Genomic DNA, 22,060 nt, shown 5'->3' with positions numbered 1-22,060 from the left:
GCAATTTGACGCGCGGCGGCGACCTGACGCAGTCGAAAAGGTATATTTTCAAGGCGTATTTTGCAGATCCGACCAGCACGGCAACAGGTCGCCCGGCGCCGGTTTCGCATGGTAGACCGCGCGTGCGATGGCGCGGGTCAGGCACAGGGCGGCGGCGTGGCCCAGCAAGGCCAGATCGGCCTCGGCCGAAGGGATCCGCCCCGTGCTGACGCCGAACACCAGGTCTCCATCGCCCGGCGTGTGGGCGGGCAGGATGGCGCGGGCGATCCCGTCATGGGCGGCCACCGCTATGCGCTGGCATTGCGGTTTGGTCAGGGCCGCGTCGGTGGCGACGATGGCGATGGTCGTGTTGGCCTTGTCGGGCGGGGGATGGCCCATCGCCCGTGCCTTGCGGCTGGGCGCGGGGTCCCCCAGACCGGACGCCGCATCCGGCCCCCGCCCGCCGAACTCGGCCCCGATCTCGAACGGGGCGCCCCAGAAATGCCGGTCGCCCGGGGTGGTGACGCTGCCCAGCGGGTTGGCCGCAACCAGCGCACCCACGGTCACGCCGCCCGGCAAAATCGCCGAGGCCGAGCCCAGCCCGCCCTTGCACATGGCCGTCAGAGCGCCGGTTCCGGCCCCGGCGCTGCCCAGATCGAACGTCTCCGCCGCGTCGTCAAATGCGGCGCGGCCCAAGGCGCGGTACGGGTTTTCACCCCACGCCTTGTCGCCGCCGTTCAGCAGGTCGAACAGAATCGCCCCGGGTACGATCGGCACCACGGCCGGCCCCACCTGAAACCCGCGTCCCTGTGCATGCAGCGCGTCCATCACGCCCGAACAGGCATCCAGCCCGAAGGCCGAGCCACCAGAAAGAACGATCGCATCCACCCGGTCGACCGTCTTGTCGGCGGCCAGCAGATCGGTCTCGCGCGTGCCCGGGGCGCCCCCCATCACATGCACCGAGGCCCGCAGGGGCTGATCTCCGGTCAGGACGGTGACACCTGATTTCAGAGCCGCATCCTGTGCGTTGCCCACCAGCAGGCCGGGCACGTCTGTGATCAGGTTTCTGGGTCCGGGGGTCATTTGGGTTTGTCCTTTGCTGCGGGAAGGCGGGCTGCCTCCGACGGGGTATTATTGGCCAGATGAAGGACTGGCTCAGATGCAGCGGCCGCCGTCCACCTCGAGCGCGGTGCCGGTGATCATGCTGGCCTCGTCCGAGCACAGGAAACAGGCGGCGTTGCCCATGTCCTGCGGGGTCGAGAACCGGCCCAACGGGATGGTCGACAGGAACCTGGCGCGGATTTCGGGCGTGTCCTCGCCCATGAAGGATTTCAGCAGGGGCGTTTCCCCCGCCACCGGGCAGATCGCGTTCACGCGCACACCGGACGGGGCCAGCTCGACCGCCATCGTCTTGGTCGCGGTGATCATCCAGCCCTTGGAGGCGTTGTACCAGTTCAGATTCGGGCGCGGCGACAATCCGGCGGTCGAGGCGACGTTCAGGATCGCACCCGCCCCGCGCGCTTTCATATGTGGCACCAGCGACCGCGCAGTCAGAAAGACCGACTTCATGTTCACGCGATAGACACGGTCGAAGTCTTCTTCGCTGACCTCCTCCAGCGGCGTCGGCAGGTGGGTCACACCGGCATTGTTCACCAGGATGTCCAGATGGCCATAAAGTCCCAGCGCCGCATCCGCCATCGCTTGGACCGAGTCGCCGTCGGAGACATCCACCTGGCAGTGGTCGGCCAGAGGGCCCAGCGTTGCCGCCATGTGACGCGCGGCATCCCCGTTGATGTCGGCGATCATCACCCGTGCGCCCTCGGACAGGAATTTCTGCACGATCCCGGCCCCGAACCCGGATGCGCCGCCGGTCACGATTGCGGTTTTTCCCTCCAGCCTCATGGCTTTGCCTCCCTGCCGCCTGTCGCAGTCAGACTAGCAACGGCATGGAAAGATGCCAGATCAATCTTCCGCCACCTTGCCGCGCAGCGCCTTGACGTCGGACCGGGCCTTTTTGGCCGCCAGCCGGCGCTTGACCGAGCCATAGGTGGGTTTCGTCGCGATCCGCCGCTTGGGTTTGACCAGCGCCTTGCCGATCAGCTCGGCCAGACGGGCGCGGGCGATCTCGCGGTTGCGGGCCTGGCTGCGGGTTTCGTCGCATTGGATGATGATTGCACCATCCTTGGTCCAGCGCCGCCCGGCCAGCCGTTTCAGCCGCGCCTTGACCGGATCGGGCAGCGAGGGCGAGCGCGCCGCCTCGAAGCGCAGCTCGACCGCGGTCGAGACCTTGTTCACGTTCTGCCCGCCGGGCCCCGAAGCGCGGATGAAGCTCTCGGTCATTTCCCAATCGTGCAGGGTGATATCTTCGGTGATGCGCAACATGGGCGCGACCTTACAGGCGCCACCCGGAAACAGAAAGGGCCGCCCCGGCGGGACGGCCCTTCGAAAGTTCAGGAGGTCGGGTCGGTTAGATCAATCGACCAGCCGGAGCGCGCGCTCCGCCAAGGGCTGCCCTAGCAGGCGGTCCCCCCGGTTGTTCCGACACCTCTCTCCAATCTCTTTCTCGACACTGGATCACCTCCTTTTCTATCTGTTGCGGTTGAAAAGAAGCGTGACACAAGATGCGCCATTCTCAAAGCACTTTTTTTACGCAGGCTGTGCAGCGGTCAATCGCGCAACGATCACCTTGAAGGGGATCAGTGCGACCAAGGCCAGCGACAGCTTCACCAGCCAGTCGGCAAAGGCCAGCGTCACCCACAGGGGCGCCTCGGGGCCCGACAGCATGAAGGGCACAGGCTCCCACGCCCAGTTGATGGCCGCATCCGCATCGGCGCCGAAGAAGGTCACCGAGGCCGAGAAGGCGATGGTGAAGAAGATCGCGGTATCCAGCGCCGATCCGACCAGGGTGGATACCAGCGGCGCGCGCCACCAGCGGCCTTCACGCATGGCGTTGAACACGGTGACGTCGGTCAGCTGCGCGATCAGGAACGCCGTTCCCGAAGCCACGGCGATGCGCAGCGGCACGGCGGCGTAGGTGAAGCCGTTGCCCTGCAGCATGATCTGGCTGCCGATCAGCGAGCAGATCACGCCGGTGACGAAGCCCGCGAAGACGACCTTGCGGGCCGGGCCCACGCCATAGACGCGGTTCATGATGTCGGTGACCAGAAAGGCCAGCGGGTAGGTGAAGGCACCCCAGGTCAACAGCCCATCAAAGATCAGGAACTGGACCAGGATGTTCGAGACCACGACGATGGCGGCCATGGCAAGAATGCCGGGGATAAAGTTGCGTTGCATGTTCTGATGCCCGTTTTGACAAGGTAGCGGCGACTTGGCCAAGGGACCGTCCCAAGGCAAGCCGCGCTTCTAGACCCGGGATCGGCCCGTGTCAATCCGGCAGCAGATACTCGACCAGTTCGGTACGCTGCAGCGCCAGAAAGTTGTCGTCCGAGATCATCGTGGCCCGCAACCGCCCCTGCCCGTCGCGCCAGACCGACAGCCCCTCGAGATTGTCATGGGTTCCGGTTCCGGTCTGGAACAGGATTTCCTCGGCCGCAGGTGTATCACCCGCGATCCGCCACCGACGCAAACGCGACCGGAACCCGGTCAGCGAGACCGCGCGTTCCAGAACGTAGAACCGCCCGTCCGGACCGAAATCGGCCGCTACGGGCAGAAAACCGTCCCGCTGCGTCAGGACAAAGGGCGTGGACCAGGCGCGCCCGTTCCACCGATAGACCGGAATGTCGCCATTTGCCGTGCGGCTTTTCTCGGGCAACGTGTACAGGCGACCCTGGGCGTCGATGGCCAGCCCCTCGAACGAACCATTCTGGTCGAGCGCGTCAAAGGCCTTGGGGCGCGGCAGCACCTGAGCATGGGCACCGGGCGCGGCATAACGGGCCACGCGATGCACGCCTTCGAACGAAATGAAGAAGCTGCCATCCGGCGCCAGCGCCAGCCCCTCGGAGTCACCCGAGCTGCCGGGCATGAACCGTCCCCGGCTGGACAGAACCGGCCAGTGGCCAACAATACGGATGCCGACAATCTCATCGCCATCCCGGTCGATGCGGACCGATGCCAGGGTGGAGCGGTCGCTCAGCACCCATGCGAGCTGCCCGTCATCCGAGACATGGATGGCGGAAAACCCGCCGAACCAGTCATGGCCGGCGCGCCATGCAAAGCTGCCCAGATATTCGGCCGATTTGACTTCGACCGCCCAGGCGGAACCGGCCAGAAACAGGCTGGCGATCAGTTGGACTGCAAGACGGCGGCGCATTGCTGGGGCAGATCCGCCAGAACATACTCACGACGTTTCTTCGGAGGCGGCGCGTTGGGGTCGGGCGGCGGCGGGTTCAGGATGTTGCGCACCCACTGTTCGGCCTCGGCGCAGCCGTCACCCTTGGGCGGCGGATCCTGATTGACGCACCCGCGCGAGCCGCGCGGGCAGTTCAGCCGGACGTGGAAGTGATAATGATGCCCCCACCAGGGCCGGATCTTGCGCAGATAGGCACGGTTGCCCTTCTCTTCCTTGCACATCTGCACCTTGGCGCCCGGAAACACGAAGATGCGGGCCACGCGTTTGTCCTTGGCCGCCTCGCGCAGGATGGCGTGGTGCTGTTTCGTCCAGTTGCCGTTCACATAGGCGCCGTTCGAGCGCCGCAAGGAGATCGACGAGATGTTCTCGCGCGCCTTGCGCGACAGGCGCATGTTGTCACCGGGTAGCATCCAGATGTCGATGTCCAAGCCAAGCTGGTGGCTGCGGTGGCCCGAGGTCATAGGCCCGCCCCGCGGCTGGCTGATATCCCCGATGTAAAGCCCGTTCCACCCCGGTTGCTTTGCCGCAAAACGGCTGAGGTCCTGCACGAAATCGATGGACTGCGGGTGGCCCCAGTTGCGGTTGCGCGACAGACGCATCGCCTGCCAGGTGGGTCCGGTCTCGGGCAGTTGCACCGATCCGGCGGCGCATCCGCGCGAATAACTGCCGAAAGCGGCCGGTTTTTGTTGCGAACTGTCCTTCTGAGCCCCGAACAACTGCTTGGCCAGCGGTTGGGCACCAGCCGCCCCGGCCAGCGCAATTCCTGCCAAAAATACCAAAAAACGTAATGAAATCATCTACTCTGATCCCCTTCCGGTTTGACCCAGCGCATTAGGAACAATCCCAGAATAAACAACCCGACGATCGGAGACACCCCCAACCGAGCGCTGCCGGTCGCGGTTGTTGCAATTCCGATCAGCAAAGGCGCCGCAAAAGCGGTGGCGCGGCCCGACAGACCATAGAGGCCAAAGCTCTCGACCGGGGCGGCCGGGTCGGTGTGGCGCACCATCAACGAACGGCTGGCCGATTGCAGAATGCCCCCCATCCCGCCGATCAGGATGCCGCAGCCAAAGAACACCATGTCCGGCAGGCCCGACCCTTGGGGCAGGGCGATGCCGAAGATCTGCGTCCGGTCCATCGACACGATGGTGGTGCAGACCAGGATCAGAACCCAGATCGCGGTCAGGATCACCGGCTTGGGGCCGAATTTCCGGTCCAGCTTTCCGCCGACCCAGGCGAAGACCGCCGAAGCCAGCACGCTGATGATGCCGAAGACACCGATCTTGATCAGGTCCCATTCCAGCACCAGCCGCGCATAGACGCCGCCGAAACTGTACAGCCCGTTCAGCGCGTCCCGGTAGAACATCGATGACCCCAGATAGCTGGCAAGGCTGACCCGGTACCGCAAGGCGGCCACGGATTTGCCCAGCAGGCGTAGCGCCTCGGATACGCTGCCTTTCTTGTCGGCGGCAGGATCGTCGCGAACCCACAGGAAATACGGGACCATGAACAGGATGAACCACCCGGCGGTGAACGGCCCCACGAAACGCGTGCCTTTGCGCGTGCCGGCGTCCAGACCGAACAGCGGCTCCATCCCGATCAGCGTCTTGCCGTTGGGCTGCTCGACGAACAGCGCCAGCATGATCGCCAAGGAAATCAGCCCGCCGAAATAGCCGAAGGCAAAGCCCGAGCCCGAGATCTCGCCCACCTCATCGTCGCCCCCCAGATCGGGCAGTTGCGAGTTGATGAAGATCAGCGCGTATTCGGCCCCCACGAAGCCCAGACCGAAGGCCGACAGCATCAGCCACATGTTCGACCCGTCCGGCAGCGTGAACCACAGCGCAGCAGACCCCACGGCATACATCACCGAAAAGGCAAAGATCCACGGGATGCGCCGCCCCGAGACATCGGCCATGGCCCCCAGCAGCGGCGCGCCGAAAGCGATGATCAGACCGGTGATCGTCAGGCAGTTGGCCCAGACCGTCTGCGCCTGCGCGGCGGCAGCTTCGGCATCCATCCCGGCGGTTGCGTAATATTCAGCCGCAACACCGGCGAAATACGGGCCAAAGACAAAGGTCACCAACAGGGTGTGATACGGCTGGCTGGCCCAGTCGAAAAACCACCAGCCCCAGATGCGCCTGCGCTTGGAAATCTCTGCCATCTCTGCCCCTTGCCTGCTTTTGATTTCATAAGACGGGCCTTTGGGCCATTTCGCAAGCGTTCTGTGACTGCGGGCTTGCCTATTGCCGCTTGGGCACTTAGGTCTCAGGCCGTACGGAAAACGAGGTGCCCATGCTGTCGCTGATCCAAATCCTGCTGCTGATCCTGGACATCGTCTGGTTCATCATCCTGGCCCATGTGATCATGAGCTGGCTGATCAACTTCCAGGTCCTGAACCTGCATCAACAGCTGGTCGCCCAGATCTGGTACGGCCTGAACCGCCTGCTCGAGCCGATATACGGCCCGATCCGCCGCATTCTGCCCAACATGGGCGGTCTGGACCTGACGCCTCTGGTGGTGCTGATCGGGGTCTATGCGCTGCGGATCATCCTTATCAACAACGCGGTCTATTTCTACTGACCTCTTGTTCCCCGATTCCGACTGTGTGATTGTCCGTTCAAGAGCAGTCAAATCTTGAAACAGGGCACCCCCGCACATGTTCGACGCCGCGCCTCTGCTGCGAGATGTCTTTGGATTCGATGAGTTCCGCCCCGGGCAGGAAGAGATCGTCGATGCCGTGACCGCCGGCGAGAACGTGCTGGCCATCATGCCCACCGGGGGTGGCAAATCCCTGTGTTTCCAATTGCCTGCCCTGCTGCGCGACGGGGTGACGGTGGTGATTTCGCCGCTGATCGCGCTGATGCGCGACCAGGTGCGGGGGTTGCAAGAGGCCGGGGTCGAGGCCGGCGCGCTGACCTCGGGCAACACACCCGAGGAAACCGATGCCGTGTGGGAGGCGCTCGAGGCCGGGCGGCTGAAACTGCTGTATATGGCGCCCGAGCGGCTGGCCGCCGGGTCGGCGCTGGGGATGCTGCGGCGGATCAATGTCAGCCTGATCGCCGTGGACGAGGCGCATTGCGTCAGCCAGTGGGGCCATGATTTCCGCCCCGACTATCTGCGGATCGGAGAGCTGCGGCGCGCGCTGAACATGCCCTTGGCCGCCTTCACCGCCACGGCGGATGCGGAAACCCAGGACGAGATCGTCGAGAAACTGTTCGACGGCACGCCCCCGCGCAAGTTCCTGCGCGGCTTTGATCGCCCGAACATCCACCTGGCCTTTGCCGCCAAGGACAGCCCGCGCAAGCAGATCCTGGATTTCGCCGACGCCCGCCGGGGCCAGTCGGGCATCGTCTATTGCGGCACCCGCAACAAGACCGAAGTGCTGGCGCAGGCCCTGCGCGAACAGGGCCACAGCGCCTGCCACTACCACGGCGGGATGGAGGCCGAGGACCGCCGCATCGTCGAAACCCGTTTCGCGCGCGAGGACGGGCTGATCGTGGTGGCCACCGTGGCCTTCGGCATGGGCATCGACAAGCCCGACATCCGCTGGGTCGCCCATGCGGACCTGCCGAAGTCGATCGAGGCCTATTACCAGGAAATCGGCCGCGCCGGACGCGACGGTGGGCCGGCCGAGACCCTGACCCTGTTCGGCCCCGACGACATCCGCCTGCGCCGCAGCCAGATCGACGAGGGATTGGCCCCGCCCGAACGCCGCGCCGCCGACCATGCCCGCCTCAACGCGTTGCTGGGTCTGGCCGAGGCGCTGCACTGCCGCCGCCAGACTCTGCTGGGCTATTTTGGGGAAGAGGCCCAGCCCTGCGGCAAATGCGACCTGTGCGACAGCCCGCCCGAACTGTTCGACGGCACCACGCCCGTGCGCATGGCCCTGTCGGCAATCCTGCGCACCGAGGAATGGTTCGGCTCGGGCCACCTGATCGACATCCTTCTGGGCAATGACACCGACAAGATCCGCGCGCGGCGGCATGACGAATTGCCCACCTACGGCATCGGCAAGGACTGGTCGCGCCCGCAATGGCAGGCGATCTTCCGGCAGATGATGGGCCACGACCTGGTGCGCCCCGACCCCGAACGCCACGGCGCCCTGCGCATGAACGAGGCCGCCAAGCCGATCCTGAAGGGCGAGGCGCAGATCACCCTGCGCAAGGACACGCTGCGCAAGGCCACCCGGCGGCCCGCGGTCAAGATGATGGTCTCGGAAGAAGACGCGCCCCTGCTGTCGGCGCTCAAGGCCAAGCGCCGCGCGCTGGCCGAGGCCGCCCGCGTGCCCGCCTATGTCATCTTCCCCGACCGCACGCTGATCGAGATGGCGGAACAACGCCCCATGACCCTGGACGAGATGGCCCGGATCGGCGGTGTTGGCGCGAAAAAGCTGGACCGCTACGGCGACACCTTCCTTGAAGTGGTCGCGGGCGAGGCGCAGGCGGTCCACCCGGCGCGCCGGAAGCTGGCCGGGCGCGAACAGGGCGATATCTACGACCGTCTGCTCGAGGTGCAGGCGCAGCTGGCCCGAGGACCGGACGGGATCGACAAACCGCTGAGCTGTTCGGCCTCGCAACTGGCCAAGGTGGCGCAGATGCGCCCCAAAGACGAACGCGCGTTGGAGCAGATCCTGGGCGACCGCCGCGCCGAACGTTTCGCCGCCGCCTTTCTGGACGTGCTGCGCGCGGCGGGCTAGGTATCGACGGGCAGGCACGAACACGGGGGCAGACATGCTGGTGGTGATCTCTCCGGCCAAACGGCTGGACTGGGCAGAGCGGGACGTGGCACCGACCCGGCCCGATTTTCAGGACGACGCGATCCGGTTGGCGAAGACCGCGCGCAACCTGACACTGGGGGATCTGAAAAGGCTTATGAGCCTCAGCGACGATCTGGCCCGACTGAACCGTGACCGGTTCCGCGCCTTTGCCGACGCGCCGCAGCCCGAGGCCACCCGCCCAGCCGCGCTGGCCTTTGCCGGCGACACCTATCAGGGGCTCGAGGCCGCTTCGCTGGACGTCGACGAACTGGCCTGGGCGCAGAACCATCTGCGCATCCTGTCGGGGCTTTATGGCCTGTTGCGCCCGCTGGACGCCATTCAGCCCTATCGGCTGGAAATGGGCAGCCGGCTGAAGACCCGACGCGGCACGTCCTTGTACGACTATTGGCGCGACCAGCTGAGCAAGGCGCTGAATGCGCAGGCCGACGAGATCGGCACCGGTACGCTAGTGAACTGCGCCAGCCAGGAGTATTTCGGCGCGGTGACCCCCAAGGCGCTGAAACTGCGGGTCATCACCCCTGTCTTCATGGAGGACAAGGACGGCGCACCGAAGATCGTCAGCTTCTTCGCCAAAAAGGCTCGCGGTTCGATGGCGCGGTACATCATCCAGCACCGGCTGACCGACCCTGCGGGCCTGCGGGATTTCGACACCGGCGGCTATGTGTATCGGTCTGAGTTGTCGGAACCGGACAAACCGGTATTCGTGCGCCCCTATCAGGCCTGACCCAACATCGAGGCATCATACGCCACCAGCTCGACCGTGTTGCCCTCGGGGTCCGTGGTGAATACGCCGCGCCAACCGATCCAGCCGAACCGTTCGACGCGATAGGGCTGGCCGATTTGATCATACCAGCGCATGACGGCCTCCTGTTCCGCAAAAGGAAGAGACAAGGCGATATGGTGCAACGACGATTGCGCCCCGGTCATGGGTTTGTCGGCACCGGTGGGGTGCAAACCCGGCCGCGGCGCTGCCCCATGGTGAAACAGCGCCAGAACTTGTGTGTGTCCTTCGAACCCTTCCGCAATCCGAAAGAATGTGATGGCGCTGTCATGACCGCCATGCAGGCGGGTCAGCCCGATGACGTTTTCATAGAAATCGACCATCGCTGCCATGTCGGCGCAGCGTATTGCTATTTCACCCAAAGCGCGGGGGCGAAAACCTCGTTCCTGTGACATAGCGACAGCCTAGACCGCACCGGCCGGCGCGACAATGACGGGTTGCGCATCCGTCGGGCAGTTGGACTGGATCATCTCGCAAATCAGCTTCTTCTGAAGCGGTTTCGTCAGGTAGTGATCCAGCCCGGCCGCTAGGATGCTGTGCTCGTCACCCGCCAAAGCATGAGCGGTCAGCGCCACGATCGGCACATGCTGCCCTGTGCCGATTTCGCGTCTACGGATCTCACCCGTGGCCTGCTTTCCGTCCATCTTGGGCATCGAGATGTCCATGAGGATCAGGTCCGGCGCGAATTCCGAAAAGGCTTCAACAGCCTCAAGCCCGTTGGCCACCAGCTTGAGGTCTATGTTCAGATCCTTGGTCATCTTGCTCAGGATCAACTGGTTGGTGCGATTGTCCTCGGCGGCCAGAACCCGCATCTTGCGCAGCTTCGTGTTTCCGCCGGACGATTGGGCCGGCTCCGCGCGGCAGGGCGGGGAAACAGGCGCAGGCAACACAGCGGCGCCCAGCGCCTGAAGCCGCGAGAACAGCTCGGCCCGTGGGATCGGTTTCTGAACCACCCCTTGTATCAGCCGATGGTTCGGATCGGCGTGCACGATGGCCGGGTTTGCGGACATCAGCACGATCGGAACGTCGGACCAGCCTCGCTTGCGCAGAGTTTCCGCCAAATCCAGCCCGTCCATGTCAGGCAGATCGTGATCGCAAAGGATCAGGTCGATCGACGCTTCCACCGCCCTCAGCGCTTCGGTGCCTGTGGCGCAAACCGTCACCTCGGCCCCCAAACGCCGCAGCTGCTTGTTCAGAATGGCCCGATTGACCGCCAGATCCTCGACCACGAGGACATGTTCCAGCCTGTCCGCCAAGGCAGGCGGAGCCGGTTGAGGGCCTTCGGCGGTGGGCAGCGTGATGCGGAACCCAAAGCACGACCCCTTGCTGGCCTCGCTCTCGACCCAGATCGAGCCACCCATCAAGGTAATCAGGCGTTTGGTGATGGCCAGACCAAGGCCAGTGCCGTCAAAGGCGCGGTTCTTTTCGTTTTCGACCTGATTGAACTCGCCAAATATGTGCTCGATCTTGTCCGCTTCGATGCCGATTCCGGTGTCTTCGATCGCAATATGGATGTCGCAGGTCTTCTGATCGGCATGGGGTACTCCGGTGACCCGGATCAGAACATGGCCTTGGGCGGTGAATTTGACCGCGTTGCCCACCAGATTGGTCAGCACCTGACGCACCCGGCCCGGATCGCCCACGAACAGCGTCGGCAGGAACAGGTCATAGTCGACCAGCAAGGTCAGCCCCTTGTCGCGCACCGTGGGCTGCAGCAGCATCGCAACTTCGAGGATGCAACGTTCAAGATCGAAATCCTCCGGATGCAGCACAAGCTTGTCCGCTTCGATCTTGGAATAGTCCAGAACGTCATTGATGATGACCAGCAGCGCGTCCCCCGAATTGCGGATCGTATCGACATAAAGCCTCTGCTCCTCATTCAGAGGGGTTTCCGACAGCAGGTCGGTCATCCCGACGATGCCATTCATCGGGGTCCGGATCTCATGGCTCATATTGGCAAGGAAAGCCGACTTGGCCCGGTTGGCGGCCTCGGCCTTTTCGCGCGCGGCTTGCAGTTGCGCCTCATGCTGGACCGAGGCCGTGATGTTCAGGGCCAGACTGACCACATCGCCGCCCTGCCCGCGCTGGTCGATCAGCTTGATATATTGCCCATTCCACAGCTGGATCACTTCGGGCGGCGGGTTGATCCGGGTCCAGCGGCGCATCATGCGGGTTTTCCACGCCTCGGCCGGTTCCGACCCGATATCGATGATGCCCTCTGTGGTCAGCAGATCAAGAATGCGGGGGTATGAAATCCCGGGCGCGACCTCATCCAGTCCTTCGAATACGCTCAGATAGGCCGTATTTGCGCTGATCAACCGATCACTGCCGTCGAAGAAGGCGAAACCGTCCTGGATCGTCTGGATCGAGTGCCAGAGGCGGCGTTCGGCCACTTCGATCTTGGCATTTGCAACGGTCAGGTCCGATTTGACCTTTTCATTCTCGCCACGCACGGTTTCGACCTCGGCCTCGGTCTCGCCGATACGTTTGGTCAGGGCCATCGCATATTCGCCCAGCTTGCGATTGGCCTCGGACAGTTCACTTTGCTTAAGTGCAAGCATGCGTTCGGCGGCCAGACGCGCCCGCCGTTCCTGTGCCAGTTTTTCTGCAAGACTCATGGTCATCTTCCCGGTCGGTTCGGGATCAGCATTCCCGCAGACCGTGAAAATCTGTTTAAGACCAAAGGCCGGTCAGCGCCGTCCTTCGCGCAGCCAGCCCGCCAGCAGGAAGCCACCCGCCAGCAGCAGCACCAGCCAGGGAGGCAACAGTCCGGCCTGGGTCACGTCACGGGTTTCATATGCCTCGCGCGGGGTCAGACCGATCCAGCCACGCCCGGCCGCAGGACGCCCGGCGCGCACGTTGCGGATTGCCGGCAGCCCGTCCTCGACCCGGATCACCCCGCCGCGCATCCCGGCCATGACCGGTTCAAGGATTTCGGCTGTTGCGATGGTGCGTTCGAATTCCCGCGGCGCCGCAGGGCCAAGGCCGATGACCGAGGACAGCTCACCTTCCTGCAGGCGATAAAGCCCAATTTCAGGGCCGAAATACTGCGCCTCGAACCGACCGGGGGACAATTCGCGCAAGGGCACTTCAAGCGTGTCGCCATTGGGTCGGGTGACCGTGACGGGGCCCACCTCTTCGTTCAGGGTCTGGCGGATGATGCGCATTGACTGCCCGTTGGCCTCTGCCCACAGCGCCTCTTCTTCAAGCTCGGGCTCTTTCATCATCCAGTGGGCAAGGCGGCGCAGCAGTTCCAACTGCGGGCCACCGCCCTCGTAGCCACGGCTCCACAGCCAGGCGTGGTCCGAGGCCAGCAACGCCACGCGCCCTTCCCCCACACGGTCCAGCACCAGCAGCGGACGGTCGTCGACGCCGGTCATCAACAATTCACCCGAGCGCTGTTTCACGTCGATCTGCCGCAGCCATGCGCCCCAGTCGCCCGTCTCACCCAGATCGGCGGTCACCGGATGACGCTGGCCCAGGTCTGTCACCGTGGGCACGTAGCGTTCTTCGATGACCCGGGCCGAGGGTTGCGCCGGCAGGATCGCAGACAGGGGCGAGCGGAAGATGCTGTCGGCGGTGGCAAAGTCAGGCCCGGCCGCAATCAGCACCGCACCGCCGTCATTGATGTAGTTGGTCACGTTGTCCAGATAGATCGCGGGCAGGATGCCGCGCCGCTTGTAGCGGTCAAAGATGATCAGGTCGAAATCGTTGATCTTCTCCAGAAACAACTCGCGCGTGGGGAATGCGATCAGCGACAGTTCGTCCACCGGAACCCCGTCCTGTTTCTCGGGTGGGCGCAGGATGGTGAAATGCACCAGATCGACCGAGCTGTCGGATTTCAGCAGATTGCGCCAGGTTCGCCCGCCCGGATGCGGCTCGCCCGAAACCAACAGAACCCGAAGCCGGTCGCGCACGCCGTTCATCTGGATCAAGGCGGTGTTGTTGCGGTCGGTCAGTTCGCCGTCGGCCTGCGAAACCGTGAACTGGATGACGTTGCGCCCGCCATGGGGCAGGGTCACCGGCAGCTCGACATCCACACCGATCGGGATGCTGAACTGCTGCGGCTCGCCCCCGTCCACCGCAATCTCGAGCGGGGCGGACGCCGGACCGGCGGGCACCGCGCCACTGTCCTCGACCCGCAAGGTCAGAGTGACGGGCTCATCGATGATGGCAAAGGCCGGCGCGTTGCGCACGATCAGGCGGCGGTCCCAGTCCTGCGCGCGACCGGTCTGCAACAGGTGCATCGGCGCGGGCAGGTCGGGGGCCTGATCGACGTCATGCACGATGCCGTCCGACAGGACCAGAATTCCGGCGATCCGGGCGCGCGGTTCCTCGGCCAGCGCGGCATTCAGCGCCGCCATCACCTGGGTACCTTCGTCTCCGTCGCCGTCGCCCACGGTGATGCGGCGCAGTTCGGTGTTGTCGCGGGCCTCGATCTCGGCGGCCAGGGCCTCGGCGGTCTGCGCGGTCTGTTCGGCGCGGTCCGACAGGGTTTGGCTGGCGCTTTCATCCTCGATCATCAACACAATGTCGGTCAGCGGGGCGCGGTCCTCGATCTGGTAGACAGGGCCGGACAAAGCCGCCAGCAGCACCAGCGCCGCCAGTCCGCGCAACGCCCAACCCGACAGCCCGCGCCATAGCGCCAGAACCGTCGCGGCCAAAGCGATCGAACCGATGACCACCAGCACGGGCCACGGGATCAGCGGGTCAAAGATGACGGAACCGGTCATTGGCCCAACCTGTCAAGCAGAGCAGGCACGTGCACCTGATCGGATTTGTAGTTCCCGGTCAGCACGTGCATGACCAGGTTGACGCCGAACCGGTTGGCCAGCTCGCGCTGGCGTTCTCCGGCATAGCCGCGCCCGACCGGCAGCAGCGCCTGCCCGTTCCCGTCGATTGCCCAGGCCCCGGCCCAGTCGTTGCCACCGATCACCACCGGGGTGACGTTGTCGTTGAGGTTGCGGAAGGGCATACCTTCGATCTGTTCGGCGTCCAGCGGCGCGGCCTCGACCCAGACCTCGGTTCCGGCAAAGCGACCGGGGAAATCCTGCAACAGGTAGAACGCACGGGTCAGGACGTGATCGCGCGGAACAGGCTCCAACGCAGGGATATTCAGCGGAGCAGCCAGTTGCTGCAGCTTGCGGCCATTGGGGCTCGAGGCGCCAAACCCGGCGATGTTGGCGTCCCGCGTGTCAAACAGGATCATCCCGCCCGACCGCAGATATCCATTCAGCTTGGCATAAGCTTCGGCCGAAGGCTGGGGCTGATCCGGCGTGATCGGCCAGTAGAGCAGCGGGAAGAAGGCCAGTTCATCACGTTCGAGGTCCACGCCCATAGGCTCGGCCGGTTCGACGGACGTGCGATAAAACAGAGTTTGCGACAGGCCGCGCAGCCCGGCATGGGCGACGTCGTCAATCTGGGCATTGCCGGTCAGTACATGGGCCAAAACCAATTCCTTGGTCGCCTGCAGGGCGAATTCAGTCTCTTCAGGCGTCTGCGCCTGCGCTTGCGGTGCGATCAGAAGCGCGCCCAGTGCGACCGCCGCCGCCCGCGCCAGCCCCAGACGCCCCGACAGCGCCAGCGAGGCCACGACGTCAACCGTCAGCAGGATCAGGGCCAGGCTCAGCAGCAGACCCCCGATCGGCGTTTCGGCACTGACCTCCTGCCCCTTGATCGGCACATCCGCAGGCCAACTTATCGGGCGCAGCGTGCTGTCCTCGGTGAGCACGTTCAGGGCCAGTTTCTGCTTGCCGCTTTCATACAGACCCGGGCGCAAGTCGGGGCCAAGGGCGCCGGATATCAGCGCAGGGCCATCGACACCGGCCAGATTGCCCGCATCAGACAGGGTTCCGAACCCGTCCATCACCTGAATCGGCTCCCACGTGGTGCCTTGCAGCTGTTCGACCTGCCGCGTCTTGGCGGCCGAGGCCACGGCCAGCCGGTCGAGCATTTCGACGAACAGGCCCGACAGCGGCAGCGTCGACCATTCGGCATCGGCGGTGACGTGGAACAGCACCACCTGACCCAGGCCCAGTGGCTTGCGCGTCACCAGCGGGGTGCCATCCGACAGCGCGGCGATCACCCGGTCGGCCAGGTTCGGGTCGGGCTGCGCCATCACCTGGGTGCTGACGGTCACGTCGTCTGGAATGCGCAACCCGTAAAAGGGCGAGCCTTCCTGGAAAGGCGCCAGCCCCTTGGCTTCGCCCCAGCTCATCGCGCCGCCGACCGAGCGGCCACCGCTGCGCAGCCGCACCGGCAGCAACGTGTCTTCGGCATCGCGGCCCAGATCGCTGCCTGCCATGTGCGGACCGGCAAAGCGCAGCAACAGCCCGCCCTGTTCGACCCATTCGACCAAACCGGCCTGTTCGCTGGGGGTCAGCTTGGCCACATCGGCCAGCACGATCACATCCGGGTTGGCGGGCAGAACCTCGGTCAGCCCGCCCTCGACGAAATCGGCGGTGGGGATCAGCACCTGCGTCAGGTAGTGCAGCGGCGACAGCAGCTCCAGCCCCTCGCGGTTGACGGTTCCGGCGATCAGGGCGACCTCGCGCCGGCGCAGGCTGTCATCGGTCAGCGACACCGCCCCGGCCGACCGCTGGCCCTGCAGCTCGAACCGCGTGATGCGGGCGCGTAGTTCGGACGGCAACGCCAGATCGGCCTGCGCCTCGGTCGCGCCGCTGTCAAAGCTGACCTCGACCGATTGCAGCAGGCGCATCACGCCCGCAGGGTCGCGCCCCTGCGCATTGATGGTGACGGTCTGCGCCGGACCGGGTGTGGCGCGCACCGCGGTCAGCCGGATCGCCCCGTCCTGATAGGTGGCCGGCCGCAGCGCCAGGATCGGCGCCGCCGCGCGATAGACCGTGACCGCGCCCCGCGCCTGAAGTGCAGACAGCAGGGTTTCACGGCCCGGATAGTCCAGCTTGTCGGTGAACCAGTGCGTGTCGAACCCGCCCTCGACCGCCGACAGGTCGGCCAGCGCCTGTTCGATCTGCGCCGCGTCCGGCTGCCACGGCTGCGGAACCAGCCCGGGCAGGCGGTTGCGCCAGGCTTCGGCGGCCTGGAAAACCGGCGGTTCCGGCTCGGTCAGTCGCAGAATCGACACCGGGCGCCCGGCCCGCCCGGCTTCGGTCAGCTGCGCGTCGATCTGCTCCAGCGTGGCGGGCCAGCGCGTGGCCCCGGCCCAGCTGGCATCCAGCACCAGCAGCAGCGGCCCCGATCCGGTTTGGTCGCGCGACGGGTTCAGCACCGGGCCGGCCAGACCAATGATGATCGCCGCTGCCGCCAGCATCCGCAGCAGCAGCAGCCACCACGGGGTGCGGTCGGATACACTCTCGTCGTCCTTCAGGCCCAGCAACAGGGTCACCGCCGGGAACAGCCGGCGGATCGGCGCGGGCGGCACGGCGCGCAGGATCAGCCACAGGATCGGCAGGGTCAGCAGACCCAGCAACACCCATGGCGCGGTAAAGCCGATGCCCGCCAGAACCGTCATCGCGCCCCTCCGTCCAGCGCACGATAGAGCCACAATAGGGCCGCCTGCGCGCTGTCGCCCGTATGGTGCAGGCCCAGCTGCCAGCCGGTCACCCGGCACAGGCGGGTCAGGTCATCCTTGCGCCGCGCCAGCCGCGCCAGATAGCGCTCGCGCAGGTCGCCCGCCTTCAGTGTCTCGTGCCGGACCGTGCCGCCAACGCTTTCGAAGATGGTGCGCCCGCGATAGGGAAAGTTCTCCTCGCCCGGGTCCAGAACCTGCAGCAGCACACCGCGCACGCCGCGGTCGGCGGCCTTGGTCAGGGCCAGTTCGACCTCGTCCAGCGGGCCGAGGAAGTCAGACATGAACACGGCGCGGGCATGGGGAATCATGGCGCGGTGCTCGGGCGGGGCATAATCGGCCTCGGTATCTTCGGACAAGGCCTGCGCCAGCCGGATGATCTGGGCATTGCCGCGCCGGGGCGGCAGGGTGGTTCCCGTCAGGCCCACACGCTCGCCCCCGCGCACCAGCAGGATCGCCGTGGCCAGCCCCAGCAAACGCGCCCGGTCGGCCTTGGTGGGCAGGGATTTATCGGACGCAAAGCGCATCGAGGCGCCCTGATCGACCCACAGCATGATCGACTGCGCGATCTGCCATTCGCGTTCGCGCACATATTGTTGATCGCCGCGGGCCGAGCGCCGATGGTCGATCATCCGCCGGCTGTCGCCGATCTGGGCCGGTCGATATTGCCAGAAATCATCGCCCAACCCCGAACGCCGCCGGCCGTGATCGCCCAGCAGCACGGTTCCGGCCAGGTGTTCGGCCCGCGCCAACAGCGGCGGCAGCCGGGACGCCTCGGCCTCGGATCTTTCGCGAAGGGTGCGGGCCGCGTTCACGCCGCCGCCTCAGCCCGGACAAGCCCGGCCGCGGTGGTTTCGATCAGGTCGGCCAGGCTGTCACCGCGCGCCCGCGCGGCGAAGTTCAGCGCCATCCGGTGGCTGAGCACAGGGCGCGCCATGTCCAGCACGTCTTCGGCATTGGGAGCCAGCCTGCCCTGCAGCATCGCCCGCGCCCGCACCGTCATCATCAGCGCCTGCGCCGCGCGCGGGCCGGGGCCCCAGGCGACGGTCTCGGACACGCGCTCGGACACGCCAGGTTCTTCGGGGCGGAACGCGCGCACCAGATCGAGGATCAGTTCAACAACCGACTCGCCCACCGGCATCCGGCGCAGCAGAACCTGCGCGGCCAGCAATTCTTCCTTGGTGAAGATCTGGTGCGCCTCTTCCTCGGCCACGCCGGTGGTGGCCAGCAGGATGTCACGCTCGGTCTGGCGGTCGGGATAGTTCACGTCGACCTGCACCAGGAAACGGTCCAGCTGGGCCTCGGGCAGCGGATAGGTGCCCTCCTGTTCAATCGGGTTCTGGGTGGCAAGCACGTGGAACGGCACGCCCAGCGCGCGATCCTCGCCCGCGACGGTCACCGTGCGTTCCTGCATCGCCTGCAGCAGCGCCGACTGGGTGCGCGGGCTGGCGCGGTTGATCTCGTCCGCCATCAAGAGTTCACAGAAGATCGGGCCGGGAATGAATCGGAAATTGCGGCTGCCATCCTCGGCGGTGTCCAGAACCTCGGACCCCAGAATGTCGGCCGGCATCAGGTCGGGTGTGAACTGGATGCGGTTGCCATGCAGGCCCATGACGGTCGACAGGGTTTCTACCAGCCGCGTCTTGCCCAGGCCCGGCAGCCCGATCAGCAGGGCATGACCGCCACACAGCAGCGCCGTCAGCGTCAGGTCGACGACTCTCTCCTGCCCGATGAAGCGGCGGGTGATCGAGGATTTGGCCTGTTGCAGTTTCTCTTCCAGCGCTTCGATCTCGGAGACGAGGTCGGCAGGTTCGGTCATGACTTTCCCTTCCGTGGACTTATTATGGTTGAAGTGTATCGCGCTGAGAGGAAATGGCAAAAACAATGAGCGGACAAAATCCTGTGAAACCGTCCCCTGAGGGTCTGGCGGCCTCGGTCAAGGCGGCCAAACCGCGGGGTCTGCCCCCTGTCGACAGCTGGAATCCTCCGTTCTGCGGCGATCTGGACATGCGCATCGCGCGCGATGGCACCTGGTATTACCTAGGGTCGCCCATCACCCGGTTCGAGCTTGTGAAGCTTTTTTCCTCAATTCTTAAGAAAAAAGGGGACGCCTATTTTCTGGTCACCCCGGTCGAGAAGGTCGGCATCAGGGTCGAAGACGCGCCGTTTGTGGCGGTCGATTTCGACCGGACCGGCGCGGACGAGGATCAGGTTCTGACCTTTACCACCCATGTCGGCGATACGGTGTCGGCGGGTCCGGATCACCCGATACGGGTGGCCATCGACCCGGAAACAAACGAACCCAGACCCTATATATTGGTGCGATCGAACCTCGAGGCGCGGATCGACCGCAAGAGTTTCTACCGCCTTGTGGACATTGCGACGGAACGCGCCGGGCAGGTCGGGGTCTGGTCCGGCGGGCAGTTCTTTGTCTTGGGTCGCGCCGAGGAAACGCCTTAGGCAACCCGTCGTGCGGGACGGTCTTGCGCAAGGACAACCGCCAGCGCCACGACTCCGGCGCCCAGCGCCCGGGTCCAGTTCCACTCCGAACCCAGAACCACCATGATGAGCATCACGTAGAACGGGGCCACATTGATGTGGAATGACGCCAGAGCAACACCCAGCCGGCCGATCGAAGCGATGAACAGGACCTGGCTGAGGCCGAGAGAGATCACGGCGTAGATCGCCAGCATTCCTGCCTGCTGCGGGTCGATCGGCGACGATGGCCAGACTTCGAACCCGAGGACGCTCGACAGATAGAACAGCGCGCCGGCCATGAACGTGCCGCCGATCAGCGTGATCGTGGTACGTCCGGTTTGGCTGAGGTCCGGGAAGTCCCGCGCGGTCGCCATGCTGGCCCAGCAGAACAGCGCGGTCGAGGCGATTGCGCAAAGCGCGCCCAGTCCCAGCTGGGCCGGCGCCACCGCGCTGGTCGCGATCAGGCCGCCTATGATCGAAACAGCAACCCCCAGCGCGAAGTTCCAGCGCAATCTGCGCGTTCCCGCGGCCAACTCGAGCAGTGTCGCAATCAAGGGCGCGCAGGACGCAATAATGGCAACGGTCACGGGATCGGTCAGTTTCTGCGCGAGGATGATCAGGAACATGCCCAATCCAAGGCCAAACCCGCCCACTCGCATCGCATGGGCCCAACGCGCCCGCAGCGCCGCGTCCGCGCCATCGATCCACAGCCAGATCGGGATCATCACGGCCACCGCCAGCATCAGCCGCGCGGCCAGCAAGGCAACTGGCGGCCAGGTCTGCAGCAGGATCTCGGCCGCCGGGAATCCGGCTGCCCAAGTCAGCATCGACGCCACCGCCAGTCCGTTTCCGGACAAGGCGGATTGCCGCGCACTGGGCACAGCGAAACTGGGCCCGCGAACGGGGTCCGGACTCATCGCCATCGGTTTCAATCCTTTTGTTGGTGCAGCGCCACGAAAATGATTCGCTGCAATACCCCGACCCTTCACATTCGGCCCGCGCCGGTCTGGCCGATTTTCGACATATTGTCGTTTTCAAACCCTTTCTCTGCGCGCCGCCCGCGACTAAGGTCAGCACGCCATCGGACCGAGAGGACAATGCCCCGATTTGCCGCCAATATCTCGCTGCTCTTTGCCGAGCTGCCCTATCTCGACCGATTCAAGGCGGCCGCGGATGCCGGGTTCAAGGCGGTCGAGATCCTGTTTCCCTATGACCTGGCGGCCAAGGAAACCCGCCGCGCATTGATGACCAACGGTCTGGACCTTGTGCTGATCAACGCGCCGCCGCCCAACTATACCGGCGGCCAGCCGGGTTATGCGGCCGTTCCGGGGGGCGAGGGGCGGTTCCAGTCCGACATCCGCCGCGTCCTGCGCTATGCCGAGGCGTTGAGGCCGGGCCTGATCCATGTGATGGCGGGCTATGCCTCGGGGGCGGACGCGCAGGACTGTTTCGTGCGCAACCTGCAATGGGCCGCGGATTTTGCACCGCATCAGCAGTTCACGATCGAACCGCTGAACCCCGTCTCGCAGCCCGGATACTACCTCAACGACTATGATCTGGCCGCCGCGTGCCTGGACCGGATCGACCGTCCGAATGTGGGCCTGCAATTCGACAGCTTTCATGCCCGGATGATCCATGGCGATGCACAGGCCATCTGGGACAGATTCCGCGACCGGATCGTACATGTTCAGATCGGATCGGCCCCCGACCGGTCGGAACCCGGCCGGGACGAGACCGATTTCCCCGCCCTGTTCGCAGCGATCGACGACAGCGGCTATGACGGCTGGGTCAGCGCCGAATACACGCCCTCGACGCGGCGCACCGACGCCTCTCTGCACTGGATGCGATAGGCCTGTGCACCTGCGCACTGGAAATCACATCTTGGATATCGCATACGAAGCGGCAATTCAGCAGAGGAACAGCCGCATGATCCCCGCCCGCTTTGCCCCCGTCCTGTTCGGATTGATCCTGTCGGGGCTGATGTCCTGCATCGTGACCTGCATCGCAACGGTCAAAGAGATCGGGCTGGGCCCCGAGACCTTTGCCAGCTGGATGGGCGCGTGGAGCATCAGCTGGCCGGTGGCGTTTGCGGTGGTTCTGGTCATGGCCCCGCTGACCCGGCGGTTGGTCGCGCTGTTGGTCAGGCCCGAGGCCTGACCTGCCGCGAAGATGGCCCGCCGGGCCTGA

Annotated in this window: 20 protein-coding genes; 6 read left to right on the top strand and 14 right to left on the bottom strand. The window is 65.1% G+C overall.

The window, feature by feature from the left end; all coding sequences use genetic code 11:
- Positions 1 to 48: 48 nt before the first annotated feature.
- From GOW72_RS01415 to GOW72_RS01385, 7 genes are all read right to left on the bottom strand, one after another.
- On the bottom strand, positions 49 to 1,062 hold the full coding sequence (locus GOW72_RS01415) for a P1 family peptidase (RefSeq protein WP_170364608.1): 1,014 nt from the start codon (positions 1,060 to 1,062) through the stop codon (positions 49 to 51).
- 72 nt (positions 1,063 to 1,134) lie between these two features.
- Entirely contained in the window at positions 1,135 to 1,881 is a 747-nt protein-coding gene (locus GOW72_RS01410) for an SDR family oxidoreductase (RefSeq protein ID WP_170364607.1), read from the bottom strand.
- A gap of 60 nt (positions 1,882 to 1,941) precedes the next feature.
- Positions 1,942 to 2,361: an alternative ribosome rescue aminoacyl-tRNA hydrolase ArfB gene (gene arfB / locus GOW72_RS01405; protein WP_170360441.1), complete on the bottom strand. Its 420-nt coding sequence runs from the start codon at positions 2,359 to 2,361 to the stop codon at positions 1,942 to 1,944.
- Positions 2,362 to 2,625: 264 nt separating this feature from the next.
- On the bottom strand, positions 2,626 to 3,273 hold the full coding sequence (locus GOW72_RS01400) for a queuosine precursor transporter (RefSeq protein WP_170364606.1): 648 nt from the start codon (positions 3,271 to 3,273) through the stop codon (positions 2,626 to 2,628).
- Positions 3,274 to 3,364: 91 nt separating this feature from the next.
- Entirely contained in the window at positions 3,365 to 4,249 is an 885-nt protein-coding gene (locus GOW72_RS01395; RefSeq protein ID WP_170364605.1) for an esterase-like activity of phytase family protein, read from the bottom strand.
- Complete coding sequence (gene mepA / locus GOW72_RS01390; protein WP_170364071.1) at positions 4,222 to 5,085, bottom strand: penicillin-insensitive murein endopeptidase; 864 nt, start codon at positions 5,083 to 5,085, stop codon at positions 4,222 to 4,224. The genes GOW72_RS01395 and mepA overlap by 28 nt, the downstream gene beginning before the upstream one ends.
- Positions 5,082 to 6,449 carry an MFS transporter gene (locus GOW72_RS01385; protein WP_170364604.1) on the bottom strand — a complete coding sequence of 456 codons (1,368 nt, stop codon included), beginning with the start codon at positions 6,447 to 6,449 and terminating at the stop codon, positions 5,082 to 5,084. Before GOW72_RS01385 ends, mepA begins: the two co-directional genes overlap by 4 nt.
- Before the next feature lie 131 nt (positions 6,450 to 6,580).
- Between GOW72_RS01385 and GOW72_RS01380 the strand changes: the two genes are divergently transcribed.
- The 3 genes from GOW72_RS01380 to yaaA all read left to right on the top strand — a co-directional run bounded on the left by GOW72_RS01380 (position 6,581) and on the right by yaaA (position 9,789).
- Positions 6,581 to 6,868 (top strand): YggT family protein, encoded by a 288-nt coding sequence (locus tag GOW72_RS01380; RefSeq protein ID WP_005980077.1) that lies wholly within the window; start codon positions 6,581 to 6,583, stop codon positions 6,866 to 6,868.
- Between the two features lie 76 nt (positions 6,869 to 6,944).
- Positions 6,945 to 8,984 carry a DNA helicase RecQ gene (gene recQ / locus GOW72_RS01375; protein WP_170364603.1) on the top strand — a complete coding sequence of 680 codons (2,040 nt, stop codon included), beginning with the start codon at positions 6,945 to 6,947 and terminating at the stop codon, positions 8,982 to 8,984.
- Positions 8,985 to 9,018: 34 nt separating this feature from the next.
- The gene (gene yaaA / locus GOW72_RS01370) at positions 9,019 to 9,789 is read left to right on the top strand and encodes a peroxide stress protein YaaA (RefSeq protein ID WP_170364601.1); all 771 of its coding nucleotides are present in this window, start codon (positions 9,019 to 9,021) and stop codon (positions 9,787 to 9,789) included.
- Here yaaA and GOW72_RS01365 read toward each other — a convergent pair.
- The 6 genes from GOW72_RS01365 to GOW72_RS01340 form a co-directional block, all read right to left on the bottom strand.
- A complete protein-coding gene (locus GOW72_RS01365; RefSeq protein WP_170364599.1) occupies positions 9,780 to 10,241 on the bottom strand; it encodes a VOC family protein in 462 nt (153 codons plus the stop codon). The genes yaaA and GOW72_RS01365 overlap by 10 nt on opposite strands.
- 9 nt (positions 10,242 to 10,250) lie before the next feature.
- Positions 10,251 to 12,464: a response regulator gene (locus tag GOW72_RS01360; RefSeq protein ID WP_170364597.1), complete on the bottom strand. Its 2,214-nt coding sequence runs from the start codon at positions 12,462 to 12,464 to the stop codon at positions 10,251 to 10,253.
- Positions 12,465 to 12,536: 72 nt separating this feature from the next.
- On the bottom strand, positions 12,537 to 14,579 hold the full coding sequence (locus tag GOW72_RS01355; protein WP_170364594.1) for a DUF7408 domain-containing protein: 2,043 nt from the start codon (positions 14,577 to 14,579) through the stop codon (positions 12,537 to 12,539).
- Complete coding sequence (locus GOW72_RS01350; RefSeq protein WP_170364593.1) at positions 14,576 to 17,338, bottom strand: DUF4159 domain-containing protein; 2,763 nt, start codon at positions 17,336 to 17,338, stop codon at positions 14,576 to 14,578. The genes GOW72_RS01355 and GOW72_RS01350 overlap by 4 nt, the downstream gene beginning before the upstream one ends.
- Complete coding sequence (locus GOW72_RS01345; RefSeq protein ID WP_170364591.1) at positions 17,335 to 18,210, bottom strand: DUF58 domain-containing protein; 876 nt, start codon at positions 18,208 to 18,210, stop codon at positions 17,335 to 17,337. The genes GOW72_RS01350 and GOW72_RS01345 overlap by 4 nt, the downstream gene beginning before the upstream one ends.
- Positions 18,207 to 19,214, bottom strand: a complete 1,008-nt coding sequence (locus GOW72_RS01340) for an AAA family ATPase (protein ID WP_170364588.1) — start codon at positions 19,212 to 19,214, stop codon at positions 18,207 to 18,209. Before GOW72_RS01340 ends, GOW72_RS01345 begins: the two co-directional genes overlap by 4 nt.
- A gap of 65 nt (positions 19,215 to 19,279) precedes the next feature.
- On the opposite strand from GOW72_RS01340, the gene GOW72_RS01335 reads away from it, so the two are divergent.
- The gene (locus tag GOW72_RS01335) at positions 19,280 to 19,855 is read left to right on the top strand and encodes a DUF1285 domain-containing protein (protein WP_170364586.1); all 576 of its coding nucleotides are present in this window, start codon (positions 19,280 to 19,282) and stop codon (positions 19,853 to 19,855) included.
- Here the strand turns inward: GOW72_RS01335 and GOW72_RS01330 are convergent.
- Positions 19,852 to 20,796, bottom strand: coding sequence for a DMT family transporter (locus tag GOW72_RS01330; protein WP_244952299.1), 945 nt, complete (start codon positions 20,794 to 20,796; stop codon positions 19,852 to 19,854). The genes GOW72_RS01335 and GOW72_RS01330 overlap by 4 nt on opposite strands.
- 174 nt (positions 20,797 to 20,970) lie before the next feature.
- On the opposite strand from GOW72_RS01330, the gene GOW72_RS01325 reads away from it, so the two are divergent.
- Positions 20,971 to 21,723: a hydroxypyruvate isomerase family protein gene (locus GOW72_RS01325; RefSeq protein WP_170364584.1), complete on the top strand. Its 753-nt coding sequence runs from the start codon at positions 20,971 to 20,973 to the stop codon at positions 21,721 to 21,723.
- A gap of 76 nt (positions 21,724 to 21,799) precedes the next feature.
- Positions 21,800 to 22,030 (top strand): DUF2798 domain-containing protein, encoded by a 231-nt coding sequence (locus GOW72_RS01320; RefSeq protein WP_170340948.1) that lies wholly within the window; start codon positions 21,800 to 21,802, stop codon positions 22,028 to 22,030.
- Positions 22,031 to 22,060 lie beyond the last annotated feature (30 nt).

It is taken from the genome of Ruegeria arenilitoris, from assembly GCF_013032855.1.
Classification (GTDB): Bacteria; Pseudomonadota; Alphaproteobacteria; order Rhodobacterales; family Rhodobacteraceae; genus Ruegeria; species Ruegeria arenilitoris.
Note: the sequence above shows the minus strand (reverse complement) of the source record. Positions and strands in the feature narration are given on the sequence as shown.

Coding starts and splice junctions, on each gene's coding strand:
- GOW72_RS01320 (WP_170340948.1), top strand. CDS start 21,800: ATGATCCCCGCCCGCTTTGCCCCCGTCCTGTTCGGATTGATCCTGTCG.
- GOW72_RS01330 (WP_244952299.1), bottom strand. CDS start 20,796: ATGGCGATGAGTCCGGACCCCGTTCGCGGGCCCAGTTTCGCTGTGCCC.
- GOW72_RS01380 (WP_005980077.1), top strand. CDS start 6,581: ATGCTGTCGCTGATCCAAATCCTGCTGCTGATCCTGGACATCGTCTGG.
- recQ (WP_170364603.1), top strand. CDS start 6,945: ATGTTCGACGCCGCGCCTCTGCTGCGAGATGTCTTTGGATTCGATGAG.
- GOW72_RS01350 (WP_170364593.1), bottom strand. CDS start 17,338: ATGACGGTTCTGGCGGGCATCGGCTTTACCGCGCCATGGGTGTTGCTG.
- GOW72_RS01385 (WP_170364604.1), bottom strand. CDS start 6,449: ATGGCAGAGATTTCCAAGCGCAGGCGCATCTGGGGCTGGTGGTTTTTC.
- GOW72_RS01355 (WP_170364594.1), bottom strand. CDS start 14,579: ATGACCGGTTCCGTCATCTTTGACCCGCTGATCCCGTGGCCCGTGCTG.
- GOW72_RS01340 (WP_170364588.1), bottom strand. CDS start 19,214: ATGACCGAACCTGCCGACCTCGTCTCCGAGATCGAAGCGCTGGAAGAG.
- GOW72_RS01325 (WP_170364584.1), top strand. CDS start 20,971: ATGCCCCGATTTGCCGCCAATATCTCGCTGCTCTTTGCCGAGCTGCCC.
- GOW72_RS01400 (WP_170364606.1), bottom strand. CDS start 3,273: ATGCAACGCAACTTTATCCCCGGCATTCTTGCCATGGCCGCCATCGTC.
- GOW72_RS01335 (WP_170364586.1), top strand. CDS start 19,280: ATGAGCGGACAAAATCCTGTGAAACCGTCCCCTGAGGGTCTGGCGGCC.
- GOW72_RS01415 (WP_170364608.1), bottom strand. CDS start 1,062: ATGACCCCCGGACCCAGAAACCTGATCACAGACGTGCCCGGCCTGCTG.
- yaaA (WP_170364601.1), top strand. CDS start 9,019: ATGCTGGTGGTGATCTCTCCGGCCAAACGGCTGGACTGGGCAGAGCGG.
- GOW72_RS01410 (WP_170364607.1), bottom strand. CDS start 1,881: ATGAGGCTGGAGGGAAAAACCGCAATCGTGACCGGCGGCGCATCCGGG.
- GOW72_RS01395 (WP_170364605.1), bottom strand. CDS start 4,249: ATGCGCCGCCGTCTTGCAGTCCAACTGATCGCCAGCCTGTTTCTGGCC.
- mepA (WP_170364071.1), bottom strand. CDS start 5,085: ATGATTTCATTACGTTTTTTGGTATTTTTGGCAGGAATTGCGCTGGCC.
- GOW72_RS01360 (WP_170364597.1), bottom strand. CDS start 12,464: ATGAGTCTTGCAGAAAAACTGGCACAGGAACGGCGGGCGCGTCTGGCC.
- GOW72_RS01365 (WP_170364599.1), bottom strand. CDS start 10,241: ATGTCACAGGAACGAGGTTTTCGCCCCCGCGCTTTGGGTGAAATAGCA.
- arfB (WP_170360441.1), bottom strand. CDS start 2,361: ATGTTGCGCATCACCGAAGATATCACCCTGCACGATTGGGAAATGACC.